This is a genomic window from Methylovirgula sp. 4M-Z18 (genome assembly GCF_037890675.1).
In the GTDB taxonomy this organism is placed as follows: domain Bacteria; phylum Pseudomonadota; class Alphaproteobacteria; order Rhizobiales; family Beijerinckiaceae; genus 4M-Z18.
In genome coordinates, this window is record NZ_CP149574.1 from 3,054,359 (window position 1) to 3,073,697 (window position 19,339).

The 19,339-nt window shown below is 62.0% G+C and carries 19 protein-coding genes and 1 tRNA gene; 14 read left to right on the forward strand and 6 right to left on the reverse strand.

Translation table 11 applies throughout. The features are described 5' to 3' along the window. Positions 1 to 20 precede the first annotated feature (20 nt). The 6 genes from V9T28_RS14125 (at position 21) to V9T28_RS14150 (ending at position 6,636) form a co-directional block, all read left to right on the forward strand. Positions 21 to 971, forward strand: coding sequence for an ABC transporter permease (locus V9T28_RS14125; protein WP_116399555.1), 951 nt, complete (start codon positions 21 to 23; stop codon positions 969 to 971). After that, complete coding sequence (locus V9T28_RS14130) at positions 968 to 1,834, forward strand: ABC transporter permease (protein WP_116399556.1); 867 nt, start codon at positions 968 to 970, stop codon at positions 1,832 to 1,834. The genes V9T28_RS14125 and V9T28_RS14130 overlap by 4 nt, the downstream gene beginning before the upstream one ends. Beyond that, complete coding sequence (locus tag V9T28_RS14135) at positions 1,831 to 2,826, forward strand: ABC transporter ATP-binding protein (RefSeq protein ID WP_116399557.1); 996 nt, start codon at positions 1,831 to 1,833, stop codon at positions 2,824 to 2,826. The genes V9T28_RS14130 and V9T28_RS14135 overlap by 4 nt, the downstream gene beginning before the upstream one ends. Continuing rightward, the gene (locus V9T28_RS14140) at positions 2,823 to 3,644 is read left to right on the forward strand and encodes an ATP-binding cassette domain-containing protein (RefSeq protein ID WP_116399558.1); all 822 of its coding nucleotides are present in this window, start codon (positions 2,823 to 2,825) and stop codon (positions 3,642 to 3,644) included. Before V9T28_RS14135 ends, V9T28_RS14140 begins: the two co-directional genes overlap by 4 nt. 113 nt (positions 3,645 to 3,757) lie before the next feature. Beyond that, complete coding sequence (locus V9T28_RS14145) at positions 3,758 to 5,236, forward strand: ABC transporter substrate-binding protein (protein WP_116399559.1); 1,479 nt, start codon at positions 3,758 to 3,760, stop codon at positions 5,234 to 5,236. Between the two features lie 8 nt (positions 5,237 to 5,244). After that, complete coding sequence (locus tag V9T28_RS14150; protein ID WP_116399560.1) at positions 5,245 to 6,636, forward strand: amidase; 1,392 nt, start codon at positions 5,245 to 5,247, stop codon at positions 6,634 to 6,636. A gap of 24 nt (positions 6,637 to 6,660) precedes the next feature. On the opposite strand, the gene V9T28_RS14155 is transcribed toward V9T28_RS14150, so the two are convergent. Then, a complete protein-coding gene (locus V9T28_RS14155; RefSeq protein WP_199499990.1) occupies positions 6,661 to 7,350 on the reverse strand; it encodes an AraC family transcriptional regulator in 690 nt (229 codons plus the stop codon). Positions 7,351 to 7,569: 219 nt separating this feature from the next. Here V9T28_RS14155 and V9T28_RS14160 point away from each other — a divergent pair, with 219 nt between their 5' ends. The 3 genes from V9T28_RS14160 to V9T28_RS14170 all read left to right on the forward strand — a co-directional run bounded on the left by V9T28_RS14160 (position 7,570) and on the right by V9T28_RS14170 (position 9,668). Continuing rightward, positions 7,570 to 7,995 carry a cupin domain-containing protein gene (locus tag V9T28_RS14160; RefSeq protein ID WP_116399562.1) on the forward strand — a complete coding sequence of 142 codons (426 nt, stop codon included), beginning with the start codon at positions 7,570 to 7,572 and terminating at the stop codon, positions 7,993 to 7,995. 68 nt (positions 7,996 to 8,063) lie between these two features. Beyond that, the gene (locus V9T28_RS14165) at positions 8,064 to 8,723 is read left to right on the forward strand and encodes a GNAT family N-acetyltransferase (RefSeq protein ID WP_116399563.1); all 660 of its coding nucleotides are present in this window, start codon (positions 8,064 to 8,066) and stop codon (positions 8,721 to 8,723) included. Positions 8,724 to 8,942: 219 nt separating this feature from the next. Beyond that, a complete protein-coding gene (locus V9T28_RS14170) occupies positions 8,943 to 9,668 on the forward strand; it encodes a glycoside hydrolase domain-containing protein (protein WP_116399564.1) in 726 nt (241 codons plus the stop codon). Between the two features lie 34 nt (positions 9,669 to 9,702). Here V9T28_RS14170 and V9T28_RS14175 read toward each other — a convergent pair whose 3' ends face one another. Next, positions 9,703 to 10,458 (reverse strand): SDR family NAD(P)-dependent oxidoreductase, encoded by a 756-nt coding sequence (locus V9T28_RS14175; RefSeq protein WP_116399565.1) that lies wholly within the window; start codon positions 10,456 to 10,458, stop codon positions 9,703 to 9,705. Positions 10,459 to 10,564: 106 nt separating this feature from the next. Continuing rightward, entirely contained in the window at positions 10,565 to 11,527 is a 963-nt protein-coding gene (locus V9T28_RS14180; protein WP_116399876.1) for a LysR family transcriptional regulator, read from the reverse strand. Between the two features lie 114 nt (positions 11,528 to 11,641). On the opposite strand from V9T28_RS14180, the gene V9T28_RS14185 reads away from it, so the two are divergent. Together V9T28_RS14185 and V9T28_RS14190 are read left to right on the forward strand one after the other, a co-directional pair. Continuing rightward, the gene (locus V9T28_RS14185) at positions 11,642 to 12,055 is read left to right on the forward strand and encodes a DoxX family protein (protein ID WP_116399566.1); all 414 of its coding nucleotides are present in this window, start codon (positions 11,642 to 11,644) and stop codon (positions 12,053 to 12,055) included. 124 nt (positions 12,056 to 12,179) lie between these two features. After that, a complete protein-coding gene (locus tag V9T28_RS14190; protein ID WP_116399567.1) occupies positions 12,180 to 12,545 on the forward strand; it encodes a nuclear transport factor 2 family protein in 366 nt (121 codons plus the stop codon). Positions 12,546 to 12,727: 182 nt separating this feature from the next. Here the strand turns inward: V9T28_RS14190 and V9T28_RS14195 are convergent. Both V9T28_RS14195 and cpdR read right to left on the reverse strand, forming a co-directional pair. After that, positions 12,728 to 12,802: transfer RNA gene (locus V9T28_RS14195), tRNA-Val, on the reverse strand. Between the two features lie 77 nt (positions 12,803 to 12,879). Next, positions 12,880 to 13,245, reverse strand: a complete 366-nt coding sequence (cpdR, locus tag V9T28_RS14200) for a cell cycle two-component system response regulator CpdR (RefSeq protein WP_116399877.1) — start codon at positions 13,243 to 13,245, stop codon at positions 12,880 to 12,882. Positions 13,246 to 13,721: 476 nt separating this feature from the next. Between cpdR and V9T28_RS14205 the strand changes: the two genes are divergently transcribed. Continuing rightward, positions 13,722 to 14,609: an N-formylglutamate amidohydrolase gene (locus V9T28_RS14205; protein WP_116399568.1), complete on the forward strand. Its 888-nt coding sequence runs from the start codon at positions 13,722 to 13,724 to the stop codon at positions 14,607 to 14,609. Positions 14,610 to 15,025: 416 nt separating this feature from the next. Further along, entirely contained in the window at positions 15,026 to 15,952 is a 927-nt protein-coding gene (locus V9T28_RS14210; protein ID WP_116399878.1) for an aldose 1-epimerase family protein, read from the forward strand. 89 nt (positions 15,953 to 16,041) lie between these two features. On the opposite strand, the gene V9T28_RS14215 is transcribed toward V9T28_RS14210, so the two are convergent. Continuing rightward, positions 16,042 to 16,743: a glutathione binding-like protein gene (locus V9T28_RS14215; protein ID WP_116399569.1), complete on the reverse strand. Its 702-nt coding sequence runs from the start codon at positions 16,741 to 16,743 to the stop codon at positions 16,042 to 16,044. A 170-nt stretch (positions 16,744 to 16,913) separates the two neighbouring features. On the opposite strand from V9T28_RS14215, the gene V9T28_RS14220 reads away from it, so the two are divergent. Further along, a complete protein-coding gene (locus tag V9T28_RS14220; protein WP_158554728.1) occupies positions 16,914 to 19,316 on the forward strand; it encodes a DUF3772 domain-containing protein in 2,403 nt (800 codons plus the stop codon). The last annotated feature ends 23 nt before the right edge of the window (positions 19,317 to 19,339 follow it).

Sequence of the window (19,339 nt, forward strand, 5' to 3'; positions counted from 1 at the left end):
ACATCGCTGAGACCACCCGCATGAGCAGCTTTTTGGCGCGACGGCTCATCAGCTTTGCCGTGACGCTTCTCATCGCGTCGGTTCTCGTCTTCCTGGCGCTGCAGGTGCTGCCCGGCAATGCCGCGCAGGTGATCATGGGGCCGGATGCGAGCCCCGATGCGGTCGCGGCGCTCGCCCATAAGCTGCACCTCGACGAGCCCCTACCGACTCGTTACGCCGCCTGGATCTCAGGTCTGCTGCGCGGCGATTTTGGCGAGAGCAGCGCCTATGGCACGCCGGCGTTCGATCTCATCGCGCAGCGCCTCGGGGTCAGCCTGCCGCTGGCGCTGGCCGCTATGACGCTGGCGACAGGGCTCGCGCTCGCCTTCGGCATGTTCGCCGCCACCAAGCACAACACGCTCATTGACGCCGGTGTGATCGCGCTCAGCCAGATCGGCCTGTCGGTGCCAAGCTTCTGGGCCGCGATCCTGCTCATTCTTCTCTTTGCCGTGCATCTGCACTGGCTTGCCGCCGGCGGCTTTCCCGGCTGGGACGGCGGGCTCTGGCAAGCTGCGAAGGCGCTGGCCCTGCCGGTCGTTTCGCTCAGCCTCGCGCAGGCGGCAATTTTGACGCGCGTGACCCGCTCGGCTTTGCTGGACGTGTTGCGCGAGGACTTCATCCGCACCGCGCGGGCAAAAGGCCTCACACGCAATGCAGCTTTGTGGCGGCACGGCCTGCGCAACGCGCTCGTGCCGATCATCACCGTCATGGGGCTGCAATTTGCCAATCTGCTGGCGAGCGCGATCGTGACTGAAAACGTGTTTCAACTGCCAGGCCTGGGGCGGCTGCTGTTTCAATCGATCGCCAACCGCGATCTCGTCGTCGTGCAGGATTGCGTCATGCTGCTGGTGGGAAGCGTTGTCGCGATCAATTTTCTCGTCGATATCGCGAGCGCGCTGATCGATCCGCGCCTGAAAGCGCAAGCCCGATGAGCGCCGCTTCCTTTCCCTCGCGCCGCATGCACCTGCGCGGCAATTTCCTGATCGGCAGCGTGCTCGTCGCGCTGCTGTTCGGCATGGCCGTTCTATCGCTGATCTGGACGCCCTGGCCCACCGGCTTTGACGCTCTCAACATTCCGCACAAATTGCAAACGCCGTCCTGGCACCATTGGTTCGGCACCGATCAACTCGGCCGCGATATTCTTTCGCTCATTCTCGCCGGTGCGCGCACGTCCATTCTTGTCGGCGTGGTCGCGGTCGGCATCGGATTGATCCTGGGCACGCTCCTTGGCCTTCTCTCTGCCTCGCGCGGCGGCTGGATCGACGATGTGGTGATGCGCTGCGCTGACATCACCTTTGCCTTTCCGGCTTTGCTCAGCGCAATCATGCTGCAGGTGACCTATGGCGCGAGCACGATCACCGCGATCATCGCCATCGGCATTTTCAACATCCCCGTATTCGCTCGGGTCGCACGCGCCGCCGCGAACGGCGTTCTGCCGAAGGATTATGTGCGCGCCGCGCGCATCGCGGGCCGAACGCAGATTGGCATCCTGCGCGATCACGTCCTGCCCAATATCTCGGCGCCGCTGATCGTGCAGGCGACATTGCAATTCGCCAATGCGATCCTGGCCGAAGCGGCGCTGTCCTATCTTGGCCTCGGCACGCAACCGCCGCAGGCCTCGTGGGGGCGCATGCTGAACGATGCGCAGACGCAGCTCTTTGGCACCGCGGCGCAAGCGCCGATGCTGGCGATCTATCCCGGCGCGGCCATCGCGCTTGCGGTGCTCGGCCTCAATCTGATGGGCGACGGCTTGCGCGATTATCTCGACCCGCGCCTCGCACGGACGCGCGCATGACGGTGCTGCTTGATATCGAGAACTTACGCGTACGCGTGCCCGGACCGCGCGGCAGGACCGAGATTTTGCGCGGGCTCGATCTTACTTTGCGGCAAGGCGACCGGCTCGGTATCGTCGGCGAATCCGGATCCGGCAAATCGATGACCGCGCTCGCGATCATGGGCCTGCTGCCGGAAGGCGCGGAAGTGTCCGGCAACATCCGCTTCGAAGGCCGGCCATTGCCGGTGCAAGATGAAAAGGCGATGTGCGCTTTGCGCGGCAATCGCATCGCCATGATTTTTCAAGAGCCGATGACGGCGCTCAACCCGCTGCACCGCATCGGCGCGCAGATCGCCGAACCTTTGCTGTTGCACAAGAGCCTGTCGCGCGTCGATGCCCGCGATGAAGCGCTGCGCTTGCTCGACCGCGTTGGAATTCCGAATGCGCGGCAGCGGCTCGATGCCTATCCGCATCAATTGTCCGGCGGCCAGCGCCAGCGCGTCGCCATCGCCATGGCGCTCGCCTGCAAGCCGAAACTGCTGATTGCCGACGAGCCGACGACGGCGCTCGACGTGACGATCCAGAAACAGGTGCTTAATCTCATCGCCGAGCTGGTGGAATCGGAAAACATGGGGCTCATCATCGTCTCGCACGACCTTGCGCTGATCGCCGAAAACGCGACGCGCATCGCTGTCATGTATGGCGGCACGATCGTGGAACGCTCTGCGACAGAGGCGCTTTTCACGCGGCGCGCGCATCCCTACACGCAAGGGCTGTTCAATGCCCGCCCCAAGCTCGGCCGGCGCAGCGCCGATCCGCTGCCCGTCATCAAGGGGAATGTACCCGACTTTGCCGATTTTAGCGCCGGCTGTCCGTTCGCCGGCCGCTGCCCGCAAACCTTCGATCGCTGTTATTTCGTTACCCCGCCGCCCGTTGAGGTCGGACAGGATCATGTGGCGCGCTGTTTGCTCTTCACATCGTCACACCCCGACGGACAAGGACGTGACTCGTGACGTTTCTGCTCGAGACCAGACATCTCACCAAACATTACCGTCTGCCGCGCGCGGGCCTGTGGCAGGCCGGCGCGGTCATCAAGGCGGTCACTGATCTCGATCTTGCCATCGCACCGGGCAAGAGTCTTGGCCTCGTGGGGGAATCGGGTTCGGGCAAGTCGACCCTCGCGCGGCTCATTCTAGGCTTGGAAGCCCCCGATTCCGGTTCGGTCCATTTCCAGGGCGTCGATATCCACAAAGCTGAAAAAGCGGTGATGCGCAAGTTGCGGCGCGACATGCAGATGGTGTTCCAAGACCCCTACGGCTCGCTCGATCCCCGCCAGACGGTAGAGCGCATCGTCGCCGAGCCGCTGGCTGCACTGGGAAAGGACAAAAACGGAGTTGCGCCGCGCGATGCGGTGATCGCGGCGCTGAATTCGGTCGGCTTACGCGACAGCGACCTCGTCAAATATCCGCATGAATTTTCCGGCGGCCAACGCCAGCGCATCGCCATCGCGCGGGCGCTCGTCACAAAGCCGAAACTGATCGTCGCGGACGAACCTTTAAGCGCGCTCGACGTCTCGGTGCAGGCGCAGGTGCTCAACTTGATGCGCGATTTGCAGCAGAATTTCGGCATCACCTATCTCTTCATCAGCCACGATCTCGCCGTGGTCGAGCATCTGTGCGACGAGGTCGCGGTGATTCAGCACGGCACAATCGTCGAGCGCGGCAACCCGCAGGATCTCTTCGCCAACCCGCACCATGCCTACACGCGCGAGCTGGTGAATTCGGTGCCGAAGATGGACGGGTTTGGTCGGAAATCTTTATCTTCGAATTGATTGACGTTGGCTGGTCAACAGGAATGATTCAGCTTCCTAACTTGGAGCCGAAGGCCACTTGACGAACGCGCGCTGCCCGTCTGCTATAGGGCTTATCCTATCGGGAGACCGCAATGAGACGCATTTGTGCAGGTTTGGCCGCTGCATTCCTCGTGTTGACGGCGCAAGCCCAGGCAGCGCCCAAGGACACGGTGACGATCGGCATGATCCTGGAGCCGCCGGGCCTCGATCCGACCGCGGGCGCCGCGGCGGCGATCGGCGAGATCGCCCATGATAATATTTTCGAATGCCTCACCAAGATCAACGCCGACAATTCGGTGACGCCGCAACTCGCTGACTCCTGGACCGTCTCGGACGACCTGAAAACCTACACGTTCAAGCTGAAAAGCGGCATCACGTTCCAGAACGGCGAGCCCTTCACCGCGGCGGATGTGAAATTCTCCTTCGAGCGCGCAGCAGCGGCAGACAGCACCAACAAGATCAAGGCCTTCTTTCAAACCATCGACAAAATCGAGACGCCCGATCCTTCAAGCATCGCGATCACGTTGAAACAACCCAATCCGGACGTGCTGTTCGACCTCGGCATGAGCCCGTCGGTCATTGTCGAGCCGAAAAGCGCCGGCACGAACGCGACCAAGCCCGTCGGCACCGGCCCGTTCAAATTCGATTCCTGGGTGAAAGGCTCTTCGGTCACGCTGACGAAATGGGACGGCTATCGCGCGGCGAAGACCATTGCGCTCAACAAGGTCACGTTCCGTATCATCAACGATCCCGCAGCGCAGGTCGCGGCGCTGCTCGCCGGCGATGTCGATGCCTTTCCGCGCTTCGGCTCGTTCGAAAGTGTGGCGCAGTTCCAAAGCGATCCGCGCTTCACCGTGACGGTCGGCGGCACCGAGGGCAAAACCATCCTGGCGATGAACAACAAGAAGAAGCCGCTCGATGATGTGCGCGTGCGCCAGGCCATCGCCTATGCGATCGACCGCAAGGCCGTCATCGACGGCGCGCAGAGCGGCTATGGCACGCCGATCGGCAGTCACATGGTGCCGGGCGATCCCGGCTATGTCGATCTGACCGCGGCCTACCCTTACGATCCGGAAAAATCGAAATCGCTGCTCAAGGCGACGGGCGTGGCACTGCCGCTGCAGCTCACGCTGCAATTGCCGCCGCCGCCTTATGCGCGGCAGGGCGGCGAAATCATCGCGGCCGAATTGGCTCAGGTCGGCATCGAAACGAAGATCGAGAATATCGAATGGGCGCAATGGCTCTCAGGCGTCTATACCAACAAGAACTACGATCTGACGGTCATCAGCCATGTCGAGCCGTTGGACATCGGCATCTACGCCAATCCGAATTATTATTTCAATTACGACAGCAAGGCCTTCCAGGATCTCTACGCCAAAATCAGCACCACCGCCGACCCACAAGAGCATTTGAAATTGCTCGGCGACGCCCAGCGGATGCTTGTCACGGATTGTGTCAACGCGTTCCTGTTCCAATTGCCGCAAGTCACCATCGCCAACAAGAATTTGCACGGCCTGTGGAAGAACTCGCCGATCTTCGTCAACGATATGAGCGCCGTGTCCTGGGAGTAGGAGCAAAGATGGCCCTTTACGATCTTTCTGCGGCGGAGATGCTCGCCGGCTTCAAAAGCCGCACGCTGTCGCCGGTCGACGTGACGCAGGCGATTCTGGGCCGCATCGCGCAATGGGAACCGCATATTCACGCCACCTATGCGCTGAACGGCGAGCAGGCGCTGAGGCAAGCGCACGCGTCGGAAGCGCGCTGGCGCGCAGGCGCGACGCTTGGGCCCCTCGACGGCGTGCCAGTGATGATCAAGGAGAATATCGCGACCCGCGGCGTCGCGACCCCACTCGGCACGGCGGCGACGGATTTGGTTCCGAGCGCCGTCGATGCGCCGCCAGCGCAGCGCCTGCGCGAATCCGGCGCGGTCCTTCTCGGCAAGACCACCATGCCCGATTACGGTATGCTGTCCTCGGGGCTCTCAAGCTTTCACGAACTCGCGCGCAATCCGTGGAATCTGGCGACCAATCCCGGCGGCTCCTCGGCGGGCGCGGGCGCGGGCGTTGCCGCCGGCTACGGCCCCCTGCATCTGGGCACCGATATCGGCGGCTCGGTGCGCCTGCCCGCCGGCTGGTGCGGCATCTTCGGCCTGAAACCCTCGAACGGGCGCATCCCGATCGACCCGCCCTATATCGGCCGCGTTGCCGGACCGATGACCCGCAACGTGCGCGACGCGGCGCTCAGCATGGCCGTGCTGAGCCAGCCCGACGCGCGCGATTATATGAGCCTGCCGCATCAAGCGATCGATTGGCTCGCGCTCGACAGCGAGGTCAAGGGCCTGCGCATCGGGCTCCTGCTCGACGCCGGTTGCGGCATGATGCCTGAGCCCGAAGTGCTGCGGGCAGTCGAACAGGCAGCGAAAATCTTGAGCGACGCCGGCGCCCATGTCGAACTGATGCCGCCGTTCCTGACCCCCGTCATGCTGAACGGCCTCGACGATTTCTGGCGCGCCCGCGCCTGGGCCGATCTGGCCGCCCTCCCCGAAGAGCGGCGCAGGAAAGCGCTGCCCTTCATCGTCGATTGGGCCTGCGCCGCCGCACTTTACGACGGCCAGCGCGTGTTCAAGGGCTTCAGCCAGATCACCGCGATGCGCATTGCCGCGACCAACGCCTGCGCGCCGTTTGACTTCGTCCTGTCGCCCACGGCGCCGCTACCCGCCTTTGCCGCCGAACTGCCCTGCCCGACCGACGATCCGGCGCGGCCCTTCGAACATATCGGCTTCACGGTCGCCTTCAACATGTCGGAACAGCCCGCCGCCTCGATCAATTGCGGCTATACCGCCGACGGCCTGCCGATCGGCCTGCAGATCGTCGGGCAGCGTTTCGACGATCTCGGCGTCTTGCGCCTCGCCTACCAATTCGAGCAATTGCGGCCCAAGCAAAGACCGTGGCCGGAACCGCCCGGCGCGTGAGCTATCCGGCTTGCGTGCGCGCACTCACCCCTTGCTATCAAACTGAAGTGTTTCTTCTGCGCTTATCGACTTAGCAAGGGATTTTCCCAGCGTGCGCGCTTGGCCGGGCGTGAGTCCAAAGATCTTGCGAAAGGCGGCACCAAAGGCTGGCTGGCCGACAAAACCCGCCAATGCAGCAGCGCGTGTCGGCGGCGCGCCATTGATCAAGGCGTTGAGGGCCTCGGTCATCCGCATCTGCTGACGCCATTGTCGAAAGCCAAGGCCGGTTTCCGAGCGGAAAAGTCGCGCCAATGTGCGCGTCGACGCACCCGCCATGTGCGCCAATTCATCGAGCCCGCGCCCATCGCTCGGGTGCAGACGCAGCGCAGCGACAACGCGCATCAACCGAGGATCGCGGGGCAGCGGCAAACTCAGGGGAAGTGGCGTGGCACGTGAGATTTCGTCGAGCACAAGTTCGGTCAGGTGATGGCCGCGGCCGCCGAGCTCCCAGTTCACCGGTTCGGCGCATGCGGCCAAGATCAGCTCCCGCAATAAGGGCGACACCGCGATAACCGCGCTCTTGAGTGCGGCCCGGGCGACTGCGTCTTCCCGCAGGAAAAGTTCGCGGAGCGCGACGGGGCCGTCCATCGTCACCGAGTGGGATTCGTTCGCGCGCAGAAACAACGCCGCCGTCGGAGGAACCGTAAAGGACATCGATGACGTCTCGATCCGCATGACGCCGGATATGGCAAAGAGGAGTTGCGCGCGCGGGTGGCTGTGAAAACCTGTACGCAAGCCAGACGTGTAATCCTCGGCATAACCGACCAGAGGGCGCAGGGCTGTCTCGTAGGGCTCAACGAGTTTTTGTCTGAATAGCGACAAAAATTGGCCGGATGTCTTCATTGATCACTGCTACAAGAAAAAATCCCCGAAAGATAGACAACGGAGGCAACAATGAGCGACGGCTTGTTCGAGAAGATTGGTTATGTGAAGTCCGATCAGACGGTTCAGGGTCCGATCACGCCAGGGCAGAACCGTCGCAAGGCCATCGCCGCCGGCGACCTGTGGGTCGGTGAGTGCCATGTCACGGCGCTGGAGGCTCCCAGCCAATGGCATCACCACGCCGAGTTCGACAGTGTCATGTACATGCTGTCGGGTCGCATTCGAGTCGATTTCGGTGAGAATGGCGAGCAATCCTTCGAGATCGGCAAGGGCGATTACGCCTATTTTCCGCGCCGGGCCATTCACCGCTGCCAGATCATCGAGGGCGGCAATGACGTCCGCTACGTCTTCGTCAGGCTAGGTAAGGGTGAGACCGTGGTGAACGTCGATGGCCCCGGACCTTTTGCACCGGCGGAGCCGGCAAAAATGTCTGCCTGATCCGAAAGATCCGAGGCTGCGCGCGCCAGCGCCCCCGCCGGCGCAGTAGATTGAAGAAAGGCCAAAATATGGATTTGTCCAGTTGGAAGGGCGTGCCGCCCCCGCACCGCGTCACCCTCGAGGGCCGCTACGCGAGGCTTGAGCCTCTCGATGCCCGTCGTCATAGCAAGGATTTGTTCGCCTCGGCGCGCGAACCCGGCGGCGACGATCGGTTCCGGTATTTATTCGACGAACCCCCGGCGGCCTTGGAGGAAATGACCGACTGGCTTGAAGCAAAGGCGGCCTCCTCGGATCCGCTTTTCTTCGCCGTGATTGACAAGGCGACTGGGCGAGCCGAAGGCCGTCAGGCCCTGATGCGCATTGACCCATCGCACGGCGCCGCCGAAATCGGCAACATATTGTGGGGACCGTCGATCGCGCGGACTCGGGTGGCCACCGAAGCCCTCTACCTGTTCGCCCATTATCTATTCGATACGCTGGGCTATCGCCGCTTCGAGTGGAAATGTCACAACCTGAATGAGCCATCCAAGCGCGCCGCCTTACGGTTCGGTTTTACCTTCGAAGGCATTTTCCGTCAGCATATGGTCGCCAAAGGCCGCAACCGCGACACGGCCTGGTATGCGATGATCGACCCCGACTGGCCACGCCTGAGAGCCGGTTACGAAGCTTGGCTCGATCCATCGAACTTCGACGATGACAAGGTACAGAGGCGGAAGCTTTTGTTCTGAGGATAAATGAGTCGCAGCGGCCTTCAGAGAACCGCTATGCCGCGGGGGCGCGTGAAGAAATTATTAAAAATCTTGCTGGATGATGCGGCGCTGGAACGGTGCCGCCGTCCTTCGCATCACAGACCGGGTTCGCCCCGTTTGTGAGCGGAGGTTCGTCGCGCGGAATCGTCTCCACATTGCTGCTTTGTCGTTGCCTGTGTTGCGTTTCCGGAGGCGAGTGTGTTCAACCTGCGCAGATTGCCGCTTTTTCTCGTGCTCGCGTCTCTTCTCATCGGCACTGCGGCCTATGCGCAGCAGGCGGCCGATTTCTGCCGCGCCCGGCTGAAAGCGACGGCGGTCGATCTTTCGTCCCAGGTCGACGATGGCTTCCTCAAACATATGAAGCGCATCGGCATCAAGACCGTAATCCGCTATTACGACCTCGAAGACGAGACCTTCGACGGCAAGTCGATCACCCCGCGCGAACGGGTGCTAATAAAGAAACACGGCTTCAAGCTCGGCGTCGTGTTCCAGCACCACAGCAATCGTATCGCCAGCTTCACGCCCCGATCCGGCCTGCGTGACGCCAAGCGCGCGGTCGTCATGGCCCATGCCATGCGCCAGCCACGCGGCAGCACCATCTATTTCGGCGTCGACAATAATTGGGACAGCGACCATGCGCTGAATGCCGTCACCCGCTATTTCAAAGTGGCGAAACGCGTGGTGACGGCCGGCGGCTACCATGTCGGCGTCTACGGCAGCGGTCTCGTCTGCGACACGATCCGGGGCAAGAATCTCGCGCAGAAATGCTGGCTGTCGAACGCCAAATCCTGGCCGGGCTATGCGGATTATTACCGCAGCCAGCAATGGCACATGCTGCAGACGCGCGAAGGCGTCTGCGCGGGCCACCCGGTCGATTTCGACATCGTCAATCGCCGTTTCGCCGATTACGGCCAGTTCGACTGACAATCCACCGCTAGAACGGGCGACCTGGCACCGGTCAGATCTGGGCCTGTCCGCCGTCGACGAAAAGCTCAGCGCCGGCAATGAAACTGGCATCATTGGATGCGAGGAAAGCGGCGACGCCGGCAACCTCATCGGGATCGCCGACGCGCCCGAGCGGAATGGTGGAGGCCATATAATCGAGCAGCCCCTGCTGCTGCGCCGCATCGGGGCCGGCAAGATCGACGAGGCCGGGCGTCTTGATCGGGCCGGGGCTGATGACATTCACGCGGATGCCGCGCGCCTTAAGATCGAGCGTCCAACTCCGCGCGAAATTGCGCACCGCGGCCTTGGAGGCGCTGTAGACGCTGAACGCCGGCGTGCCCTTGACGCTGACATTGGACGCCGTGAGGATCACCGAGGCGCCGTCCACCAGGAGCGGCAGCGCCTTCTGCACCGTGAAGAGCACACCCTTCACATTCCGGCCGAACGTGTCGTCATATTGCTCTTCCGTGATCGAGCCGAGCGGCAGCATGGAGCCGCCGCCGGCATTGACGACGAGCACGTCAATGCGGCCGGCGTCCGCTTTGACCCTTTCATAGAGGCAGTTGAGATCGCTCAGATTGCCGGAATCCGCCTGGATGCCCGTCGCCTTCGGCCCGATCGCCGCGACCGCGGCGTCGAGTTCCGCCCGACGGCGGCCGGTCACGAAGACCTTTGCGCCCTCCGTTGCGAAGCGCTTGGCGGTGGCGAGGCCGATGCCGGTGGTGCCGCCGGTCACGACGGCGATTTTTCCTTCGAGTTTGCGTGCCATGATCTGTCTCCTGGTTGAGGAGACAATTTGCGGCGGAAGATCGCCTTTCGAAACGGAAATGATTGAAAGCTATCGTTGCAGAAATGATGACATCAAATCGTCAAACCTATGGCTGCTTTCCCCGTTGCTCCGGAGGTTTCCAGCCCATTACCGCTTCGGCGCGCCACGGCGCGTCGCTCAGCCCGGCGATCAGGAAATCGGCCAGAGCGGAGATCTTGGCGGGACGCGCGCGGGCCGTGGGAGTAACGAAGTACAGGCCGCCTTCCGGCATGCGCCAGTCGGCGAGAAGCGGCTCAAGCTGCTTGTCGGGAAAATATTGCGTGGCGAGAAACTCGGGAAATTCGGTGATCGCCAGGCCCTCGAGCACCGTCGGCAACAGGGCTTCGGCACTCGTCCCCCGAAGCGGCCCCGTTGGCGTCACCGCGGATTCCTCGCCCGTTTTCCGGTGGGTGAAGCGCCAGACGTCGCGCTTCGCGCGATTGGCGTAGCTCAGGCAATGATGGGCGACGAGATCGTGCGGGTGCTGCGGCCGGCCATAGCGCGCAAGATAGGAAGGCGACGCGACAACGAACCGGCGTACAGGCACGATCAGGCGGGCGACGAGCGACGAATCCTCAAGCGCTGCAATGCGCAAGGCGGCATCGAAGCCGTCGCCGATCAGGTCGGTTCGCGCATCGGTAAGATGCAGATCGACCGCAATGTCGGGATAGCGGCGAAAGAATTCCGGCAGCAGCGGCGCGACCCAACGCGTCCCGAAGGAAAGCGGGGCGGCCAGCTTCACGAGGCCGCGCGGGCGGCTGGAGGCCTCGCGGGCGACGTTCTCGGCCTCCTCGGCTTCGGCGTAGATTTTCGAGGCCCGCTCGGCGAGCGTGTGGCCGTAGTCCGTCAAGGCGAGTTGCCGCGAGGTCCGATTGAAAAGACGCCCGCCCAGGCGCTCTTCCAGGCGGGTGACGGCACGCGAGACGGTGGCCACCGAGACGCCCATAGCGCGGGCCGCCGCGGCGAAGGAGCGCTCTTCGGCCACTTTGGCGAACATGGCCAGCCCCTCGAAGTCCGGGATTTTCGACATCGACAAACCTGCAACGATGATTTTCAATCATTTCTATTTCGAAAATCCGCTTTTCGCAACATCATTTCCTCATCCCGCAACGAGATGCGGCGAACCGTTTCTAGGAGACTTTCGATGTTCGATACCCGTTACCTTCCCCTTGTCGGCCGGTTGATGATTGGCGTTCCCTTCGCCATGAGCGGCCTGAGCAAGCTCGGCGCCTATGCTGCCACGACCGGCTTTATCGGCGCGGTTGGCTTGCCCTTCCCGCCGCTGGCCTACGCCGTGGCCGTGGCGGTCGAATTGGGCGGCGGTCTGCTGCTCATTGCCGGCTACCAGGCGCGCTATGTCGCCGTGGCCCTTGCCCTGTTCTCGCTCGCGACGGCCGCAGCCTTCCATAACAATTTCGCCGACCAGAACCAGATGATCCACTTCCTCAAGAACGTGATGATGGCCGGTGGCCTTCTGCAAATCGCCGCCTACGGCGCCGGTTCGCTCAGCCTCGACAATCGCGGCAAGCAGGGTTCGCCCTCCGTCTTGACCGCCTAAAACATCGCCGCGACATCTTCGCTCCTCGCCCCTGAAAGCCTGCAGACCCGTCTCTGCAGGGGGGCCTCGTGCGAAACGCCGCCGGCGTGCTCCCCTTCCCCTCTATGCCAAACGGAGACATCCAATGTCCCAGAGCATATCGACCCTGTTGCTGCGCAATCTGCACGACGTGTTCGGCGAAAACGACCCTGTGCGCCGCCGTGCCACCGTCGACGAGATCTTCCATGAAGACGCGGTGTTCTACGACCCCAACAACGGCGCGCATCGCGGCCGTGATGCGATCGACCATATCGCGGGCGTGATCAAGGCCACCCATCCCGATTACCGCTATCAGCCGATCGCCCCGCCGGAAGAGACTGGTGATGGCGGGCGCGTCAGCTGGGTATCGGGCACCCCCGGCAAGGCGCCAGAATATGCCGGCACCGATTTCATCGTCGCCCACGACGGCCGGATTGCCGCCGTCTACCTGTTCTTCGACAAGCTGCCTTGAGCTTGCAGGGTGAAGCTGAATCCATGCCGGACCGCGCCATCCGCATACGCAGAGGATGGCGCACCGATCCGTCGGCGACAGCTCCGAATCCTTGCTGAATTGCTGCCGAATCGCCAAGATTCGCACCGGATCGGCGCGCGGCCAATCAAGTGCAAAGTGCTTGATAATCAAGAAATTTTAGATGGTGGGCGCGACAGGGATCGAACCTGTGACCCCTTCCATGTCAAGGAAGTGCTCTCCCGCTGAGCTACGCGCCCGTCAGCGTCACCGCTGCAAGGTTGGGCGGATATAACGAACTCACCTCCGGGATGCAAGCGGTTATTTTTCGATCTCGTCAGGCGGCGAGCAGCCGGTTCACTTCGCCGACCAAATCCTTCAAATGGAAGGGCTTGGACAGGATTTTGGCCTCGCGCGGCGCATTATTGTCGGGATTGAGCGCGACGGCGGCAAAGCCGGTGATGAACATCACCTTGATATCGGGGTCGAGATCGGTGGCGCGGCGCGCCAGTTCGATTCCGTCCATTTCCGGCATGACGATATCGGTGAGCAGCAATTCGAATGGCTCTTCGCGCAGCCGGTTGTAAGCGGAAAGGCCATTGTCGAAAGACGCAACGTCGTATCCCGCGTTCTGCAAAGCCTTCACCAGAAAGCGGCGCATGTCATTGTCGTCTTCGGCGAGCAGGATTTTTGTGTTGAGCATGGTGTCGTGCGGCATTTGGGGCCTGTCGTCAATGATGGATAGGGTCTGGACGTGAGCGAATTTGGCCGAGTGGCAGGAGCCATGAGGAAGAACGCAAATCGGGTGTTCCCGATTTGCGCATCCTTGATGCTGGACTTGGGCAAGCCCAAGTCCAGATGCGTCGGCCTTGCGACGATTGGCGACGCACCACTCGGTCAAATTCGCCACGCCCCTTCGGGGTGAGGTGAAAAATGGTCATCTGCCACGTCGCAATGCTTGCCGGTACGGACGTACCGGCTACGCAATGCTCCTTGCATATGACCATTTTTGACCTCATCCAGACCCTATCCATCATTGACGACAGGCCCTAGCCAGTCCTCGTGCGTCGGAAGTGTTTCCATAAAGCGCCATGCTGGTAAATAACGAGTGAAAATTCGCGCCAGGCGCGGTAACTATTGTGGCTCATTTACGGTTAGGACCCAGCTGGAAGCGAGCTCTTGCAGACGACAATTTTCAATCCGGCCTTTGACATTGCCTTGCCGGACGCGGTGACAAGCCCCCTTGTTCTGAACTCGCCGCATTCGGGCCGGGTCTATCCGGAGGCATTTTTGGCCCAATCCAAACTCGATCCGATGACCTTGCGGCGCTCGGAAGATGCCTTTGTCGACAATCTGTTCCAGGATTGCGTCACGCTCGGCGTTCCCTTGATGCGCGCCCATTTCCCGCGCGCCTGGCTCGACGTGAACCGCGAGCCGTTCGAACTCGATCCGCGCATGTTCGACGGGCGCCTGCCGGCCTTTGCCAATACCCGCTCGTTGCGGGTGGCGGGCGGGCTCGGCACGATTCCGCGCATCGTCGGCGAGGCGCAGGAAATCTATGCCCGGCGCTTGCCGGTTGAAGAGGCGAGCCAGCGCATCGACGAGGTCTACAAGCCTTATCACCGGACCTTGCGCGGCCTCACGAGCCAAGCCTTCAAAACCTTCGGCATGAGCGTCCTGATCGATTGCCATTCCATGCCCTCCTCGGCCTTTGCCGGTCGGCAGGGCGACAAGTTCAAATCCGATTTCGTGCTCGGCGACCGCTACGGCGCCAGCGCCGCACCGCAGCTCGTCGACGCCGCCGAAGAGACCCTGCGGCAATGCGGCTATCAGGTCCAGCGCAACCGGCCCTATGCCGGCGGGTTCATCACCGAGAGCTACGGCAATCCGGCCGCCCACAGCCATGCCCTGCAAATCGAGATCCGCCGCGATCTTTATATGGACGAGCGGCTGCTGCAGCCGTCCGAGCGGTTCGCGACGCTTGCCGCCGACCTGCGCCGAACCATCGCCGCGATCGCCGACACGGCCGCGGGCATGATCGCGCCGAAACGCCTCGCCGCGGAATAGAGACGGCCTGGAAATTAAACGCGGCGCGAAAAAAAGAGCCGCCTGAAACAGGCGGCCCAAGTCTAGGGAGGAAACGCCCAAGGAGGGCATTGGCGACAACATCGTTGCCGCACCGCAATAATATGCATGTGCGGCGCACAAAAAGCAAGAGGCTGCGCAAAGTTTTTCGAAATCAATCAGCGGCAATCAAATTTGCGCATCCGGCCCCGATTTTCGTGGGCTTTTATTCGTTTTCGGGGCGAAAACCCGAAATTTTCGTCAAAAAATTGTTACGTTCACTGGAATCGGCGCGACATTCGAGCGCCCGGCATCAACCTTTTGTATGCACAAATAGCATTGGAGACGCGAGAATTACGCATAACACCTCGAAATCGCCTCGTGCAGAGGTCATCTCTCACGCCCTGGAACCCGACTCAATGCCTGCCGACCAAGCTCCGATTCCTGTCGCTTCGACGTTCCTCACGCTCCAATCCGGCGATTCCCTCGCGCGAATCGCTCTCACCGGCGCGGAGCCCTTGGTCTGGCGCGTTGCGGAACGCGATTTGCTCTGGACGCCCGATCCCGCCTATTGGTCGGCGACCAGCCCGATCCTCTTCCCGCTCGTCGGCTGGGCGCGGAACGGGGAAATCCGGGTCGATGGCCGCACCTACCCGATGGGCGTGCACGGCTTTGCCGCGTCGAAGACCTTCGACGTCGTGGCGCGCTCGGCGAATGCGGCAACCCTCCGCCTGCGCAACGACCCAGCGACCCACGCCGGCTTCCCCTTTCACTTCATGCTCGACGTGACCTACCGGCTCGACCAAGACGCGCTCATCAGCATGTTCGACATCAGCAACCCGGGAACCGAGCCCCTGCCCTACGCGCTCGGCGTCCATCCCGGCTTTTGCTGGCCCTTCGCCGGCGGCGCGCAGAGCGAGTACAGCCTGCATTTCCCGCGCGACGAACGCGCCGAAGTGCCGATCATCGCGCCCGACGGACTGTTCTCACGCGAAGCCCGGCCCATTCCGCTCAAAGATCGGACATTGCCGCTCAGCCCGGAGCTTTTTGCCCGCGAGGCCCTTTGCCTGCTGCACGCGGCCAGCCCGTCCTTAAGCTTCGCACACAAGGATGGCGCAGCCATCGAGTTGATTTGCGAGGATTTTCCGCATTTCGCCTTCTGGACCAAGCCCGGCGCGCCCTATCTGTGCCTGGAGGCCTGGACGGGTCACGGCGATCCGGTCGGCTTTACCGGCGACATTCGCGAGAAGCCGTCAATGCGCCTTCTTGCGCCGGGGGACGTGGCGCGGCACGCGGTCACCTTCCGCTACCACGCTCCAGTTTATAGCAACGGTCACGAAGAGTGACCGTTGGTTCTTTTCTTCATTTTTCGCCTTTTCAAGGCGATAGCGAAAAATGAAGAGTGGTCCAAAGGTCGCGTCCGCGACCTTTGGCATTAAACAGCACCTACGCTCGCCGCAGTCTGGCCGAAGAGGATCTTCTTCGCTTCCTCGGTCATCGGCGCGGGCGCGCTGATGGCGGCGCCCTTTTCATAGGCACGCACCGTCGCAGGCCGCGCGCGAATCGCCTCGAACCAACGCTTGAGATGCGGAAAATCCTCAAGCTTCTGGCCTTGCCGCTCGTACGGCACGATCCAGGGATAGGCCGCCATATCGGCAATCGAATAATCGCCGGCAACGAATTCGTACTTTGCAAGCTGCCGGTCGAGCACGCCGTAGAGCCGATTGGTCTCATTCACATAGCGGTCGATCGCGTAAGGGAGTTTTTCCGGCGCATAGGCACTGAAATGATGATTCTGCCCGGCCATCGGCCCGAGCCCCCCCATCTGCCAGAACAGCCATTGCAGCACATTGGTCTTGCCGCGCACGTCGGCGGGCATGAATTTTCCGGTCTTTTCAGCGAGATAGACGAGAATCGCCCCGGATTCGAAGACGCTGATCGGCGCGCCGCCATCCTTGGGCGCCCGGTCGATGATCGCCGGCATGCGGTTGTTCGGTGAAAAGCTGAGAAATTCGGGGCGGAACTGGTCGCCCTTACCGATGTTGACCGGATGAATGTCGTAATCGAGCCCTGTCTCCTCCAGAAACATCGTGATCTTGTGACCGTTCGGGGTGGGCCAATAATGCAATTCGATCATGCGGTCCTCTTAATTGCGTGGCATAGCGCTAATCTGGGGCGCCAAAGGACGGCGGGCCAGTCCCTGCCGCAAGAAAACCGGAATTGGCGGCGAGGGAGGCTCTCCGCTCCCTGCCGAGAAACCGCTACCATATGATTGCCCCTCGTCATCCCGAATCGCAGAGGTCGCCTGTGTTCCGAACGCTTCTCGCCCGCTTCCTCGCCGCGCTCCTGCTGCTCAGCGCATCGGTCGCGCTGGCCCAGACGCCCTCACCGGTGGACGCCTTCAAGCAGCGGCTCGACGGGCCGAAGATCGCGCTCGACGCCGTGCAGAGCACTCTGCTGCGCCAGAATCTCGATGACCCGACCCTGACCGGGTTGCGCACCGATCTCGAACCGCTCGCCCCGAAGATTCAGAAGATTCTCGATGAATTGAATCAGCAGATCGCGACCGTGAAGGTGCGGCTGAGCCCGCCCGCCAAGCCCGACGACACGCCCGACCAAGTGGCGCAACGGAACGATCAGCAAAAGCTGTTCGATGACCTTAGCGCCCAGGCCAATCAGGCTCAGGCGATGCAGACGCAAATTCAGCAACTCGCCGAGGCAATCAGCACTCGGCGGCACGACCTCTTCGCGCGCGCCCATTTCGAACAGGGCGACGGCATTTTCAGCCCCTCGCTCTGGCGCTCCGTCGCACGAGAATTGCCGAACGACCTCATGGCTTCCCAAGTCGTCCTTGGCGATTGGCTATCGGGCGCGCGCAGCAAATTGGGCGGGTTGCGGCTGCTGCGCTTCGTCACAACTCTGCTGTTCATCGGGTTGCTTTATTGGCCGGTGATTACGATTTCGCGCCGAGTCATGCGTCGGGATCCGAAAATCTCCGCGCCGACCAAATTGCAAAAGGTTTTGGCGGCGATCTGGGTTGCAGCGGTCAGCGCGAGCATTCCAATCTCGATGTATATCGCCGTCAGCTATACTTTCGACACGTTCCATCTGCTCAACTCGCGCTTCGAGCCGTTGGGACGTGAAATGTCGATTGCGGTGGTGCGCGTCAGCCTGGCGATCGGCATCGCCCGCGGTCTGTTGTCGCCGAAACTGCCGACGTGGCGCCTGCTCGACCTGACCGATCCGGTGATCAAGAAATTGCGGCACCTGGCGCTGACCTTGGCCGTCGTGATTTCGATTACCAAGATCCTCGACAAGTTCACCGACATCATCTTTGCCAGCCTGCCGGTGCCGGTTGCCATTCGCGGCATCGGTGCGCTCGCCGTTGCGCTGATCATGGCCGGCACGCTGAAGGGCATTCTCGGCACCGACCCGCATGACGATCCGAATTACGATCCGCGCACGGAATCGCAGCGCAATATCTTCGCGCCGATCCGCCTCGCCGCATGGTCGGCCATCGCCATCGTCATTCTGGCGGACGTCTCGGGCTATGTCGCCTTTGCCTCGTTCATCGCCGACCAGGTCGCCTGGATCACGCTGATCGGCTGTCTTCTCTATATGTTCACCGTGCTGGCCGAAGAAGGCATCACGCAGACGTTCAAGCCACACGGGATGATGGGCCGCGCCATTCTGTCCAGCATCGGCCTCAAGCACGAAACCCTCGAGCAGATCAGCGCCCTGACCAGCGGCGCCTTGCGCCTCGCTCTCATCGTGATGGCGGTCATGCTGCTGCTGCTGCCGTGGGGGATTCAATCGGACGACATGTTCGGCTACATGCGCAACGCCTTCTTCGGTTTCAAGGTCGGCGACGTCACCATCTCGCTGTCGGCGATCGTCATCGGCGTGCTGCTCTTTGCCGTCGGCGCCGTGGCGACGCGCGGCTTCCAGAACTGGTTCGAAGTCAGGTTCCTGCCACATACGCAGCTCGATCTCGGCCTGCGCAACTCCATCAAGACCAGCATTGGCTATGTCGGCTATATGATGGCGCTGTCGCTCGGGCTGTCCTACATGGGCCTGAGCTTCGAGAAGCTGACCTACGTGCTCAGCGCGCTGTCGGTCGGTATCGGTTTCGGTCTGCAATCCGTCGTCAACAATTTCGTCTCCGGGTTGATCCTATTGTGGGAGCGTGCCATCCGCGTCGGCGACTGGATCGTCGTTGGCGACGAGCAAGGCTATGTGCGCCGCATCAATGTGCGCTCCACCGAAATCGAGACTTTCGACCGCGCCACCGTCGTCGTACCGAATTCGAGCCTTGTGACGGGTGTTGTCAAAAATCTGTTGCGTTCGGATCGTGTCGGCCGCGTCGTCTTGCCGATCGGCGTGAGCCATCGCGCCGATCCGGACAAAGTGCGGGAAATCCTCATCGAATGCGCCAAGGCGCACGATCTCGTCCTGTCGATTCCGGCGCCCATCGTCCTCTTCACCGCCATCACCGATACGGTCTTGCGGTTCGAATTGATCTGCTTTTGCGAGGACGTCGAGAAAGGCGCCCGCACTCGCAGCGACTTGTCCTTCGCCATCTTCAAGCGCCTGAAGGACGCCGACATTGCGATGCCGTATAACGATGTCACGGTGCGCGGGCTCGAACAATTCGGCCGGGCGCTCGGACAGGGCGTCCAGGACGCGATCAAACCCAAGGAGTCGGCCTAGGTCGCGGTGACACCAGCCTTCGC